This is a genomic window from Halorubellus amylolyticus, assembly GCF_034808145.1.
GTDB lineage: Archaea > Halobacteriota > Halobacteria > Halobacteriales > Natrialbaceae > Halorubellus.
The window spans coordinates 147,856-160,331 of record NZ_JAXHGM010000007.1 but is presented as its reverse complement, the minus strand read 5'-3'; the positions used below and the strand labels follow the sequence as shown (position 1 = coordinate 160,331).

The 12,476-nt window shown below is 70.9% G+C and carries 16 protein-coding genes; 7 read left to right on the top strand and 9 right to left on the bottom strand.

From position 1 onward, the window contains the following. Positions 1-142: 142 nt before the first annotated feature. Entirely contained in the window at positions 143-1,162 is a 1,020-nt protein-coding gene (gene purM, locus SM754_RS15730) for a phosphoribosylformylglycinamidine cyclo-ligase (RefSeq protein ID WP_323677196.1), read from the top strand. A 171-nt stretch (positions 1,163-1,333) separates the two neighbouring features. On the opposite strand, the gene SM754_RS15725 is transcribed toward purM, so the two are convergent. The 3 genes from SM754_RS15725 to SM754_RS15715 form a co-directional block, all read right to left on the bottom strand. Further along, entirely contained in the window at positions 1,334-1,543 is a 210-nt protein-coding gene (locus SM754_RS15725; RefSeq protein WP_323677195.1) for a hypothetical protein, read from the bottom strand. An 83-nt stretch (positions 1,544-1,626) separates the two neighbouring features. After that, complete coding sequence (locus SM754_RS15720) at positions 1,627-2,178, bottom strand: CBS domain-containing protein (protein WP_323677194.1); 552 nt, start codon at positions 2,176-2,178, stop codon at positions 1,627-1,629. A gap of 46 nt (positions 2,179-2,224) precedes the next feature. Further along, positions 2,225-2,593 (bottom strand): DUF555 domain-containing protein, encoded by a 369-nt coding sequence (locus tag SM754_RS15715; protein WP_323677193.1) that lies wholly within the window; start codon positions 2,591-2,593, stop codon positions 2,225-2,227. A 376-nt stretch (positions 2,594-2,969) separates the two neighbouring features. On the opposite strand from SM754_RS15715, the gene SM754_RS15710 reads away from it, so the two are divergent. Then, the gene (locus SM754_RS15710) at positions 2,970-3,140 is read left to right on the top strand and encodes a hypothetical protein (RefSeq protein WP_323677192.1); all 171 of its coding nucleotides are present in this window, start codon (positions 2,970-2,972) and stop codon (positions 3,138-3,140) included. 139 nt (positions 3,141-3,279) lie between these two features. Here the strand turns inward: SM754_RS15710 and moaC are convergent, their stop codons facing one another. From moaC to SM754_RS15695, 3 genes are all read right to left on the bottom strand, one after another. Then, entirely contained in the window at positions 3,280-3,816 is a 537-nt protein-coding gene (gene moaC / locus SM754_RS15705; RefSeq protein ID WP_323677191.1) for a cyclic pyranopterin monophosphate synthase MoaC, read from the bottom strand. Further along, on the bottom strand, positions 3,809-5,248 hold the full coding sequence (locus tag SM754_RS15700; protein WP_323677190.1) for an NAD(P)H-hydrate dehydratase: 1,440 nt from the start codon (positions 5,246-5,248) through the stop codon (positions 3,809-3,811). Before SM754_RS15700 ends, moaC begins: the two co-directional genes overlap by 8 nt. A 77-nt stretch (positions 5,249-5,325) precedes the next feature. Continuing rightward, a complete protein-coding gene (locus SM754_RS15695) occupies positions 5,326-5,604 on the bottom strand; it encodes an acylphosphatase (protein WP_323677189.1) in 279 nt (92 codons plus the stop codon). 150 nt (positions 5,605-5,754) lie between these two features. Here SM754_RS15695 and SM754_RS15690 point away from each other — a divergent pair, with 150 nt between their 5' ends. The 3 genes from SM754_RS15690 (at position 5,755) to SM754_RS15680 (ending at position 8,180) form a co-directional block, all read left to right on the top strand. Beyond that, positions 5,755-6,891, top strand: a complete 1,137-nt coding sequence (locus SM754_RS15690) for a M24 family metallopeptidase (RefSeq protein ID WP_323677188.1) — start codon at positions 5,755-5,757, stop codon at positions 6,889-6,891. 109 nt (positions 6,892-7,000) lie between these two features. Beyond that, positions 7,001-7,552: a GNAT family N-acetyltransferase gene (locus SM754_RS15685; RefSeq protein WP_323677187.1), complete on the top strand. Its 552-nt coding sequence runs from the start codon at positions 7,001-7,003 to the stop codon at positions 7,550-7,552. A gap of 67 nt (positions 7,553-7,619) precedes the next feature. Continuing rightward, on the top strand, positions 7,620-8,180 hold the full coding sequence (locus tag SM754_RS15680; RefSeq protein ID WP_323677186.1) for a PaaI family thioesterase: 561 nt from the start codon (positions 7,620-7,622) through the stop codon (positions 8,178-8,180). Between the two features lie 37 nt (positions 8,181-8,217). On the opposite strand, the gene SM754_RS15675 is transcribed toward SM754_RS15680, so the two are convergent. Beyond that, positions 8,218-9,486, bottom strand: a complete 1,269-nt coding sequence (locus SM754_RS15675) for a M24 family metallopeptidase (protein ID WP_323677185.1) — start codon at positions 9,484-9,486, stop codon at positions 8,218-8,220. A gap of 126 nt (positions 9,487-9,612) precedes the next feature. Here SM754_RS15675 and SM754_RS15670 point away from each other — a divergent pair, with 126 nt between their 5' ends. Together SM754_RS15670 and paaI are read left to right on the top strand one after the other, a co-directional pair. Further along, on the top strand, positions 9,613-10,341 hold the full coding sequence (locus tag SM754_RS15670) for a sporulation protein (RefSeq protein WP_323677184.1): 729 nt from the start codon (positions 9,613-9,615) through the stop codon (positions 10,339-10,341). 104 nt (positions 10,342-10,445) lie between these two features. Then, positions 10,446-10,868: a hydroxyphenylacetyl-CoA thioesterase PaaI gene (gene paaI, locus SM754_RS15665; protein WP_323677183.1), complete on the top strand. Its 423-nt coding sequence runs from the start codon at positions 10,446-10,448 to the stop codon at positions 10,866-10,868. A 20-nt stretch (positions 10,869-10,888) separates the two neighbouring features. Here the strand turns inward: paaI and SM754_RS15660 are convergent, their stop codons facing one another. Further along, the gene (locus tag SM754_RS15660) at positions 10,889-11,305 is read right to left on the bottom strand and encodes a hypothetical protein (protein ID WP_323677182.1); all 417 of its coding nucleotides are present in this window, start codon (positions 11,303-11,305) and stop codon (positions 10,889-10,891) included. A 191-nt stretch (positions 11,306-11,496) separates the two neighbouring features. Beyond that, on the bottom strand, positions 11,497-12,459 hold the full coding sequence (locus SM754_RS15655; RefSeq protein ID WP_323677181.1) for a DUF7351 domain-containing protein: 963 nt from the start codon (positions 12,457-12,459) through the stop codon (positions 11,497-11,499). Positions 12,460-12,476: the final 17 nt, after the last annotated feature.

Below are 12,476 nucleotides of genomic sequence, written 5' to 3'. Positions count from 1 at the left end.
TTTCCGGGTTCTCTCTAGAATCCGTGCGGGATTCCCCGACGTCACGGCGTCGGCGGTCGGGGTCCCTGGATTCACCGACGTCACGGCGTCGGCGGTCGGGGATTCCGACGGACCTATGTGCCGGCCGGGCGGGCGTTCACGCATGACCGAAGACGCGGCCGAGGGGAACGCCGACGCGACCGAATCGACCGACGACGACGAGGGGATGACGTACGCGGACGCGGGCGTGGACGTCGAGGAGAGCGAGCAGGCGACCGCCGCCCTGCTCTCGGCGGTCGGGAACGTCGTCGAGACCGAGTACGCCGGACTGCTCGACATCGGCGACCAGTTCCTGTCGCTCGCGACCGACGGCGTCGGGACGAAGCTCCTCGTCGCGGAGGCGCTCGAGGACTACTCGACGGTCGGCATCGACTGCATGGCGATGAACGTGAACGACCTCGTCGCCGCGGGCGTGCAACCGGTCGCGTTCGTCGACTACCTCGCGGTCGACGAACCCGACGAGGGGTTCGCGGAGCAGGTCGGCGAGGGCCTCCGGGTGGCCGCCGAGCGCGCGGACGTCTCCCTCCTGGGCGGCGAGACGGCGGTGATGCCCGAGGTCGTGTCCGGGCTCGACCTCGCGGGGACCGCCGCGGGGCTCGCGGGGAAGGACGAGGTGTTCGACGGTGACGCCCGGGTCGGCGACGAACTCGTCGCGTGGCCGTCCTCGGGCATCCACTCGAACGGTCTGACGCTCGCCCGGAAGGCGGTCCGGTCCGAGTACGAGTACGACGATCCGTTCCCCGCCGACCCCGAGCGGACCGTCGGGGAGGCCCTCCTGGAGCCGACGCGGATCTACACGGACCTCCTCGGGCCGATGCGCGAGCACGACGTTCGCGCGGCGGCGCACGTCACGGGCGGCGGCTGGCGGAACCTCTCCCGGATGGGCGAGTTCCGGTACGAGATCGACGACCCGTTCCCGGCACAGGACGTGTTCGCGGTCGTCCAGGAGCTCGGGGACGTCGCGCCGCGCGAGATGTACGAGACGTTCAACATGGGGACCGGGTTCGTCGCGGCGGTGCCGGAGGGCGAGGGCGCGGCGCTCGCTGACGCGACCGAGGACGGCCGCGTCATCGGCGGGGTCGCGGAGGGCGACTGCGTCGCCGTCCGCGGGATGGAACTGTAGCGACCGCGACCGCCGCTGGACGCCGTCGCCGCCCGTATGCTCGTCGAGCGCCTTTCTCAGACTCAGACCGCTGTTCGCGCCGCGTCGAACGCGTCCGCGTCGATGGTGAACTCCACGATGACTGCCAGCTACTCGGACGCGGGCCGCGGTACAAACACGCGTAGTTGGTGCTCAGTCCGTCGGTCCGTGGAGGTGGTGGACGTACCGGCGGACGAGTCCGCCGCCGACGACGAGCGCCGCTCCGAGCCCGAACAGGGGGAGCGTCGAGGCGACGAACGCCGGCGTGAGGTCGTTCCTCGCGGCGAGTGCGTACAGGAGGACGAACGCGCCGACGATGACGACGAGCCCGGCGCCACGCCTGGTCGTCGATCCGGATACCATACGCGGCGATTACCGTCGGTGATACTTAGGCGGTGCGTTCGGTCGGCCGACGTCGAGCGACGGCCACCCGCCGCCGCGACTGGTCAGACCGGGAGGTGCGTGGCGATGTCCGCCTCGGTGACGATTCCGACGAGCTTGCCGCCGTCCTTGACGATGACGGCGTCCTGGTGGTCGAGGTAGTTGTCGACCTCGTCGACGGTCGCCTCGGGCGCGACGGTCGCGAACCCCTCGTTCATGACGTCCGCGACCGGGAGGGATTCGACGTCGCGGTCCTCGCGGTGCTCGCGGATGTCGCTGTTCGAGATGATTCCGACGGGCGTTCCGGTCTCGTCGACGACCGGGAGCTGACTGAACCCGGCCTCGCCCATGATGTCTATCGCACCGGCGACGCTATCGTCCATCCGGACGGTGTAGACGTCGACGTGCATGATGTCTCGCGCTCGCCGGATCTCGCCCTCGGCTTCGTTGAGCGCCTCGACGATCCGGCGAAGCGTCGAGAGCCGCGGGTCGACGTCACCGCCCTCGATGCGGGCGACGAGCGGCTGGGAGACGTCCGCGGCGTCCGCGAGTTCGCTCTGTGTGAGGTCGAGCGCCTCCCGGCGCTCCCGCAACTCCTCCTCCGTCGGCAGTTCCATACCCGAACGCGATTACCCGAAGTAATAAAAGTGTTGTCGGTCGCGGCTACTGGTCGTCTTCGTCCTCGTCTTCCTCGGTCAGAATCGTCTCGACGACCGAGAGCGGGACGTCCCGCAGCGCGCCCCCGACCTCGCTCTTCGCGATGCGCTTCGCGTGCTCCTCGCTGTCCGCGTTGAACACGTCCATCTCCAGGAGGAGGCCGACGAGCGCGGTGTCGGCCGCCACGAACGCAGAGTCGAACACCTCGGCGCACGCCGGACACTGCGTGCCGCCGACGTTCACCTCAACGTACTCCTTCCCCTTGTCGTTCAGTCGCTTCCCGGCTTCGCTCACCGCAACCCCGATGGCGTCCTCGACGTTGTCGACGTCACGAACCAACCACGCGGCTTCCATCGCAACGAGGTAATTGCTCATACCAACCCGTGTGGGTTCGAGTAAGGCTAGGTTTGCGGTTCGTCCGCCCCACGGGCCGGCGTGGCGTGCCACGACCCGCACCGTCACTCGACCCACCACCGGTCCCCGCGTCCCGCGCCCTCACTCGAACCGAGCCGGCGTGTCCCATCATTGCGTAAGTTATGGCGACGTCACGGAGACGAGGGGCGAACGACCGTGGTTGGCGCGAGGTTGGAGACCCGTACGGACGCCCCGAACACCACTCAGGTCGTCTCGGAGACAACTCCGCTTGAACCCGCAGACTGCGTCGGGTCGTGCGAGAGGAACACACCCATCTTGCCCCGGAATCCGCCCGACAGACTTATATAGCCAGTCGGGTAGGTCCGGGTGAAGTTCGATGATAGAACGGGCATCCGCTGCCGCGCTGTTCGCGCTGTATCAGGTCACCATCGCGATGGGCATCGCGCTCCTCCCGCTGGCACTCATCACCCGTCGGTTCGGGTTCACGCTCCCGGTCGACCGCCTCGTCGAGGCCACGGAGCACGCCTACGAGCACACCGCTCCCTGAACGCGCCGACAGCACCGCCGCGCCGCGACCGCTTCTCCGACCATCCACCCCGACGGAGCCCACGGTACCGGGACCGACTGTCTGCCAGGCCGTCTACGACCGGCCGTTCTCCGGCCGTCAGCGACGGACCATCTCCCGGTCAGTCCGCGAGCGAGCGCTTGGTCTTCTCGACGACGCGGACGTCCTCGACGCACGCCGTCGGGTACTCGCCGTCGTCGTCCTTCTCGACGGCCTTCACCATGTCGAACACGACGTTCAGTCCCGTCGTCACGCCTTCGAGCGCCTCCATCTCGCAGCCGGTCTTCCCGGTGGTCTCCACGGCGACCGAGAGCGCGACCGCGTCATCGTCGACCGCGAAGTCGACGTCGACGTTCGTGACCGGGATCTGGTGACAGAGCGGGATCGTCTCCCACGTGTGCTTGACCGCCTGGATGGCGCCGACGCGAGCGGTCGCGAGCACGTCGCCCTTCTCGACGTCGTCCGCGCGGATGGCGGCTATCGACGCCGGCGAGAGCGCGAGCCGACCGCGGGCGACCGCGCGCCGCGCCGTCTCCGGCTTCGAGCCGACGTCCACCATGCTCGCCTCGCCGTCGGAGACGTGCGTCAGGTCCTCGCTGTCGGCGTCCGGGGCCGGAGCGTCGGCATCACGGCGGTCACCGTCGTCGCCCTCAGGCATCGGTCTCGCCCCACGTCGCTCGCGGCAGCTCGGCGAGCAGGTCGCTCGCGAGGAGGCCGTACCCCTGGTCGTCGACGACGGCGTCGCCGGCCGCACCGTTCACGTACGCGCCGACCGCGCCCGCGGTGACGGCGTCGTGGGTCGCGAACAGCGCGCCGCAGACGCCCGCGAGCACGTCGCCGGTCCCGCCGACGGTCATCCCCGGGTTCCCGGTGCGGTTCACGCGCGTGGTCTCGCCGTCGCTCACGACGTCGTGCGCGCCCTTCACGAGGAGCGTCGCGTCGAGGTCCGCGGCGAGCGCCTCGACGTTCTCGGCGCGCTCGCGCCAGTCCTCGGCGGGCTCGCCACCCATCCGCGCGAACTCGCCCTGGTGGGGCGTGCAGAGGAGGTCGGCGTCGGTGTCGACGTCCGGGACCACCCGGAGCGCGTCCGCGTCCACCACCACCCTGCCGTCGTAGAGTTCGAGGAAGTCCCGGACGGCGTCGAGCGTGCCTTCGGACGCGCCGAGGCCGGGCCCGAGGACGACGCAGTCCGCGTCCAGGGCCTCGTCGATGAGCTGGTCGACGTGGCGTTCGAGCACGAGGTCGCCGGCGAGTTCGCGGACGATGAGCCCCTCCTCGTACCCCTGGACCACGTCGGCGACGCGACTGGGCGTGGCGACGAACGCGAGGTCCGCGCCGGCGCGCATCGCCGCCTGCCCGCTGAGCGCCGGCGCGCCCGTGTAGGGGCCGCCGCCGACGACGAGCACGCGCCCGAAGTCGCCCTTGTGCGCGTCCGCCGGTCGGGAGACCGCCCGGAGGTCGCCGCGTTCGACGAACGTCTCCGCGGCCGCGGGGATGCCGATGTCCGCGACCGTCACGTCGGCGTCGACGTCGACGAGCCCCGGTTTCTGGTCGTGGAACGTCACCACGTGGTCGGCGTCGACGGCGACCCCCTCGCTCTCGCCGGTGTCGGCGTCGACGCCGCTCGGGACGTCGACGGCGACGACGGTCGCGTCCGCGTCGTTGATCGCTCGTGCGGCGGTCGCCGCGGGCTCCCGGAGCGCGCCCGCGACGCCCGTCCCGAGCATCGCGTCGACGACGACGTCGCACTCGGGGAGCGAGAGCGCGGTGGAGTCGCCGACCTCGCGCGCGTCGTACTCGCCGGCCTGGAGCGCGTCCCAGTTCTCGCGAGCGATGCTGGTGCCGATGGCGGACGCGCGCCCGAGCAGGAGCGTCGTCACGTCCATCTCGTCCAGGAAGCGCGCGGCGACGAACGCGTCGCCGCCGTTGTTCCCACGGCCGGCGACGACGACCGCGCGGTCGCCGGCGTCGGCGTGCTCGCGGACGACGCGCGCGACGGCGTGCCCGGAGGACTCCATGAGTTGCTTCCGCGGCACGCCGAGCGCCGCTGCGTTCGCGTCGACGACCGCCATCCGGTCGCTGGATATCATGCGTGGCGGTTCGCCCGCCGGGGTGAAAAAGAAGGCGTCGACGCGTCGTCGATTCCCGCGACGGCCGCCCTTCGAACCTAGCGACGCACGCGGAACCCGTCGACGCCCTCGGGGTCGCCGTACTCGACGTCGACGTCGTCGACGCGCGCGGCGGGCGACCCGTCGTGACAGAACTCGACCATCGCGTCGACGGCGTCGGCGTCGCCCTCGAACACCGCCTCGACGCGACCGTCGTCGAGGTTCCGCACCCAGCCGTCCACGCCCTCGGCCTGCGCGGTCTGCCGGGTCGTGTCTCGGAAGAACACGCCCTGGACGCGCCCGGAGACGTGGACGTGCGCTCGCGTTCGGTCGGTCATACTCCAGTATCCGACCGCCTGCCTCTTGAACCGTGGGGACCGCGGCGCGTCTCGAACCGAGGGGACGCCGGGTGCGGTCGGGGTGGGTGAGAGGCGGCGGGGCGGTCGTGGTGGGGAACCCTGAAGCGTCGGCCGCTCCACCGGTCGGACATGACCGAGCACTTCGACGAGGCGGTGTTCCGCGACCGGACCGACCGCGTGCAGGACGCGCTCCGCGCGGCCGACGCCGACCTGGCCGTCCTGTTCCCGAGCTCGAACCTCGACTACGTCTCGGGGTTCGACGAGGAGCCCGCCGAACGCCACCTGTTCCTGTTGCTCGGGCGCACCGGTGACCCCGTCTTCGTCGTCCCGGACCTCTACGAGACCCAGGTCCGCCACGAGTCGTGGGTGGCCGACGTTCGCGCGTACGGCGACGGCGAGGACCCCATGCGGGTCGTCGCGGGCGTCCTCGACGACCTCGGGGTCGACTCGGGGAGCGCGCCGCGCGTGCTCGTGGACGACTCGATGTGGGCGACGTTCACGCAGGACCTCCGCGACGTGCTCCCGGGCGCGTCGTGGGGGCTCGCGAGCGAGGCGCTCGAACCGGTGCGCGTCCGGAAGGACGACGCGGAACTGGCGGCGCTCCGGCGCGCGGGCGCGGTGGCGGACGACGTGAGCGAGTGGGTGCGCGCCCGCGGCGAGGACGTGGTCGGGATGACCGAGAGCGACCTCGCCGGCGAGCTGGAGCGCGAGCTCCGGGAGCGTGGCGCGAGTGGCCCGGCGTTCCCGGTCATCGTCGGCAGCGGGCCGAACGGGGCGATGCCCCATCACACGCACGGCGACCGCGTCATCGAGCGCGGCGACCCCGTCGTGCTCGACTTCGGCGGGTTCGTCGACGGCTACCCCGGCGACCAGACGCGCACCGTCGTGTTCGCGGGCGACCCGCCCGACGAGTTCGAGCGCGTCCACGAGGTCGTCCGCGACGCCCAGCAGGCGGGCGTCGAGGCGGTCGAACCGGGCGTCGAGGCGGGGGCGGTCGACGCGGCGGCGCGCGCGGTCATCGAGGCGGCCGGCTACGGCGACGCGTTCTTCCACCGCACCGGCCACGGCGTCGGCCTGGACGTCCACGAACCGCCGTACGTCGTCGACGGCAACGACCGCGAGCTCGAACCGGGGATGGTGTGCTCGATAGAACCCGGCGTCTACCTCGAGGACCGCTTCGGCGTCCGCATCGAGGACCTCGTCGTCGTCACGGAGGACGGCTGCGAGCGCCTCAACGACTCGCCGCGAGGCTGGCGAGCCGAGTAGGCCGAGCCGAGCGAGGGGTGCGACGCCCGACCGGGCGCGGCGTCCGCAACGCTTCGGAGACTGCCTGACGTCCGCAACGCTTTGGACGCCCGACGTCGTACGGTAACACATGGCAAGCATCGCGAGCGTCACCTACCGGGAAGCGACCGCGGCCGACGTCGAGCCCATCCGCGACGTCGCCCGAACCGCCTGGGAGTCGGACTACCCGACCGTCGTGAACCGCGAGGCAATCACCGACACCGTCGACGCGTGGTACGACGCCGACCAGCTCGCCGCCGACGTCCGCCGCGGCGACGCGCTCGTCCTCGTCGCCGACCGACGAGACGCCACCGATACCGGCGACGGCCCAGGGGACGACGAGGACCGCGACGCCGATGTCGTCGGATTCGTCCACGCCGTCGTCGACGGCGACCGCGGCGTCCTCCTGCGCGCGTACGTCCACCCCGACGCCCGCGGCGACGGCCTCGGCCGCGGCCTCGTCGACGCCGCCCTCGACGCGTTCCGCGACCGCGGCTGCGACCGCGCCGAAGCGATGGTCCTCGCCCGCAACGACCCCGGGACCGCGTTCTACGAACGCCTCGGGTTCGAGCACGTCGCCACCGACACCACCACCATCGGCGGCGACGGCTACGACGAACGCGTCTACCTCAAGTATCTCTAGGTCGTCGACCCGCGACCGCGGCGGCTTCCCAACCCTCAAGACCGGTTCGAGCGTACCGGCTCGTGGAATGAACGACGCGCAGGCGGAGACGACCTCCGAGGTCTGGCCCGCGGACAAGCCCGTGCAGGCCGCGTGGCCGCACAACACGTGCTACGGCTGCGGGCAGGCGAACCCCGACGGCCACCAGCTCGAGAGCTACCTCGACGACGACTGCGACGCGCTCGTCGCGACGTTCGACCCCGAGCCGACCCACGCCGCCGGCTACCCCGAGTTCGCGTACGGCGGCCTCCCCGCGAGCCTCGTCGACTGCCACAGCATCTGGACCGCCCTGACCTTCCGGTACGCGGACGCGGGACGCCCGCTCCTCGACGACGACCCGCTGCACATGTACGTCACCGGCGAACTGACGACGCAGTACCTCGCACCCACGCCGATGGACGAACCCATCCACCTCCGCGCGTGGGTGGACGGCGACGTCGGCCCGAAGACCCAGGTCGTCTGCGAGGCCGGCCCCGAGGACGGCGACCCGACCGTCCGCGCCGAGGCGACCGCCGTCGAGATGCGCGACCCGCCAGCGATCGACGCCGCGAGCGACTGGACGCACTTCCAGCGAGAAGCAAAGCGGTAGTCGCCGACCGCGCAGTCAGTCGTCGACGGCGGGAGGCTCAGTGGTCGATGCGCGTGATCTCCTCGACCGGCCACTCGCTGAGTATCTCGACGCCGTTCTCGCGGACGACGACCATCTCCTCGACGCGGACGCCCTGGCGTTCCGCGGGCTCCATCGTCTCGACGGCCATCGTCATCCCCTCCTCGATCTCGATGGGGTGCTCGGGGCTCAGGCCGCGCCAGATGAGCGGCTGCTCGTAGAGCTGGAGGCCGAGGCCGTGCGCCCAGTGGTTCGTCGTCATCTGCCAGTGCTCGTCGGCGTCGTACCAGTCCGCGTGCTCGCCTTCCATGTCCGGGAAGCCCTTGCAGATCTCGTCGGTGGTCGCGCCAGGCTCGATGCGTTCCAGGACGTCGTAGAGGTTGTCCCGCGCGATCTCGTACGCGTCTTTCTGGGCCTGCGTCGGCTCGCCGAGGCTGAACGTCCGGTAGTAGCAGGAGCGGTAGCCGAGGTACCCGATGTTGTAGAAGTCTGCGTACACGATGTCGCCGGGCCGCATCTGGCGGTCCGTCGTGTTCGCCTGGTGCTTCGGCCACGTGTTCGGCCCCGAGGTGACGTATCCGCCCTGGGCCATCGCGCCGTGACGCCACAGCTCCTGAACGGCTTCGCCCCAGACCTCGCTCTCCTTCATGCCGGGCTTGGCGGTCTCCGTGATGCGCTGGAAGCCGGCCTCGCAGATCGCGGCGACCATCCGCAGGCACTCGACCTCGTCGCGAGTCTTCACCTTCCGCGCGTCGTGCATCAGGTCGACGCACGCCTTCGTGCGGACGTCGACGTCGTTGCGCTCGAACGCGTCCATCAGGCCGGCGTTCCCGACGTCCAGTCCCATGGGCGCGTCGTCGACGCCGTACTCCGCCATCGCCTCGGTCACGAGGTCAGCCATCTTCTGTTTCAGGAAATCCCGCGCCGAGTCGCGGCCGCTGGCGCGCGGGACGTTCCCGAGCCCCGGGCACGCGTACCGGACGTCGGTGAGCCACGGGCAGTTGAACCGCTGGTTGCTCGCGTGGTCCGCGGTGTCCCAGTTGACGACGTCGCCGTCCTCCGTCAGCAGCGTGTAGTGGTCCGCGCCGCTCCCGCCCGTCATCGCCAGTCCGGTGACGTACCGGATGTTCGGGTCCGACACCAGGAGCATCGACCCAAGCTCCGAGTCCTGGAGGCGGTCGAGCGCCTTCTCGTAGCGTTCGGTCCGCATGCGCTTCACGTCGATGCGCTCCTCCCAGTCGACCGCCTGGGTGCCGCGCGTCCCCTCCATGAACGTTCGCTCGTACATACAAGAACGCGCGCTCCGGGACACCAAGAAAGTACCTGGACCCGCCGCCGTGCGCAACGGCCGATCCGCGTCCCGCCGACGAGTCGCGTCAGAAGACATATGTCGGTGCCCGAGTCAGCGGCGAACATGAAGCGAATCCTCTCCAGCGTCGGCATCGGCTCCGCGACCGTCGACACCGTCCTGCCGCGGACGACCCTCCGTCCGGGCGAGACGGTCGCCGCGACCGTCGACGTCGAAGGCGGGTCGACCGAACAGGAGATAGACCGCGTCGACTTCGCGTTCGTCACGCGCTACCGCGACGACGAGGGGTACGAGTCGACGGTCCTGGGCACGTCGACGCTCCGGGAGTCGTTCACCGTCGGCGAGGGCGAGCGCCGCGAGTTCAGCGTCGACCTCGAGGTTCCACGGTCGACGCCCGTCACCCGTGGCGGCCCGACAGTCCACCTGAAGACCGGACTCGACATCGACTGGGCGGTCGACCCCACCGACGAGGACCCCATCGAGGTCGAGCCGACCGAGCGCATGCAGGCGGTGTTCGACGCCGCGGACGCGCTCGGGCTATCGTTCTCGACGTCCGAATGCCAGCGCGCGGCCTGGGGGACCAGCCAGCCGTTCCTGCAGGAGTTCGAGTTCCGCGCCCGGAGCGGCCCGTACGCGAGCGACCTCGACGAGATCGAGCTCGTGTTCGTCCCCGGCGGGGACGCGCTCACCGTCCAGGCCGAGGTCGACCGCCGCGGCGGGCTGCTCGCGGAGATGGCTGAGACCGACGAGCGTCGCGCGCGCTTCGACCTCGCGACCGCGGACGCCGAGGACGCCGAACGAAAGCTCGCCGACACCATCGAGCGGAACGTCTGACCGACCCGTCCCGACGGCGGACCCACCGCGGTCGGGTTCCGCTGTCGGCCGAGCGCGACGCCACTGCCGGTAGGGTTTTGCTGTCGGTCGCCGTCGACTGACTCATGAGCGACGACACCGCCGACGGTCGCGAGCACGTCCCCGACGAGGTCGCGGACCGCATCCGGAGCGACGCGTACTGCGAGACGCTCGGCATCGACCTCGCCGCGCTCGAACCCGGGTACGCCGTCACCGAACTCGTCGTCACCGAGGACCTCCTGAACTTCCACGGGACGCCCCACGGCGGCGCGGTGTACTCGGTCGCGGACGCCGCGTTCGCCGCGGCGTCGAACTCCCGCGGCGACCCCGCGGTCGCCCTGGAGACGAACGTCTCGTACCTGGAGCCCGTCGACGTCGGCGACACCCTGACCGCGACGGCCGAGGAGACCCACGTCAGCGGGCGGACCGCCGAGTACGAGGTCGAGGTGACCGCTGGCGGCGACCGCGTCGCGACGTTCCGCGGTCGCGTCTACCGCCTCGACGCCTGAACCACGCGGCCCGACCGCCGTCAACCAGCGACCTCGCCGATACGGCGTGCGCTCGCGTACGTCAACGCGAGGGCGTACACGGCGGCGATACCGAAGCCGACCGGACCGACGACGTCGACCGTGAGGAAGTCCACGAAGACGTGGAGCGCGAGGTACATCCACGTCACGGTCCACGCCCACGAGAGCTCCGTCGTGAGCGCGAACGCGGCGACGAGCGCGCTCGCGGCGAGCCCGAGGTTCACGACCGCGAACCCCGGTCCAGCGGCGAACGCGACGACGGCGTACCCGTCGACGACCGCGCCGACGAGACACAGGAGGAGGACGGGGACGACGCCGAGGGGTCGCGCACGACTCGGCGTGACGTTGCCCTCGGAGAACGCACGGCGGCGTGCCTGCGCCGCGCGCTCGCCGGCTCGCCGCGTTCGCTCGTCCATCATACGTCATGATTCCTCGAAGTAACTGCATAAAACTACGGCATCGTTAATCAGGACGAAACAACGACTCGCTCGCCGACACGAACGCGTAACGGGCGGTTACGGGCGACCTCGGTCGCTGTCGGCATCGATTACGGTTCTCTCGAAGGCGGGACGAGCTGGGTTCCCCGCGCGAACGAACGGAGACTCCGGGGTCACGTTCGAGTGCGTTCGACGACGGTGACGTCGTCGTCGAGGACGACCTCCAGTCGGTCGGCGCCGCGGTCGAGCGAGAACGCGACCCGCCACGGGTCGCGGTCGCGGACGGTGACCGCGTCGTCGGTCATCGCGAACGCGAGGTCCCAGAGCCGTGCGGTGGTGACGTCCTCGCCGTGCGTCCAGCAGAACGAGACGACGGCGGGGTCGCGCAGGAGGAGCTCGCCGACGGTGAGGTAGTCGAGGTGCCCGCAGTGCTCGCAGCCGCGGTGCACGAGGACCTCGCGGTGGTCGGGGCGCGGATACGACGTGCTCGCCGGGTCGACGAACGACGCGGTCACGCGGTGCCCGCAGAGCGGACAGGAGCCGCGAGCGAACGCGAGCCGGTGCGCGCGATTGAACGCGGCGACCTGCGCGAGCATCACCTCGGGGTCCGCCGCGAGGACGCCCGGCGGAGTGAGGTTGTGTTCGTACACGTGCTCGCAGTCGTCGCACTGGACCTCCGCGATCCAGTTCGCGTACTCGAGCGCGAGACCCGCACCGCAGTGATAGCAGTCGACGTCGAGCGGGACGGGGCCGCGCGTCCGCGGCCCGGTGAACGTTCCGGCGCGAACGAGACGCGTCAGGAACGTGCCCTCGGAGTGGAGCGCGTACCCGGCGCCGCGATCGTCGTGGAGCGTCGCGACGTCGCCGTCGGGGGTGCCGCCGTCGCGGCGTTCGACGTACTGGCCGACGAGCTCCTGGAGGTGGTAGTTGAACTGGCTCGACGGGACGTCGGGCGCGACGCGCTCGCGGAGCTCGGAGAACGAGAGCACGGGCGGGTCGCCCTCGCTCTCCCGCGCGTTCGAGAGCGCGAGGAGGATGCCGGCGCGCGTCTCGTTCCCGACGAGCGCGAGCGCGTCGACCGGCGACAGCCCACCGTACGTCGTCGGCGCGTCCGCGGTCGCGTTCGCGTCGGCCATGGTGCGTGCTTCGACGC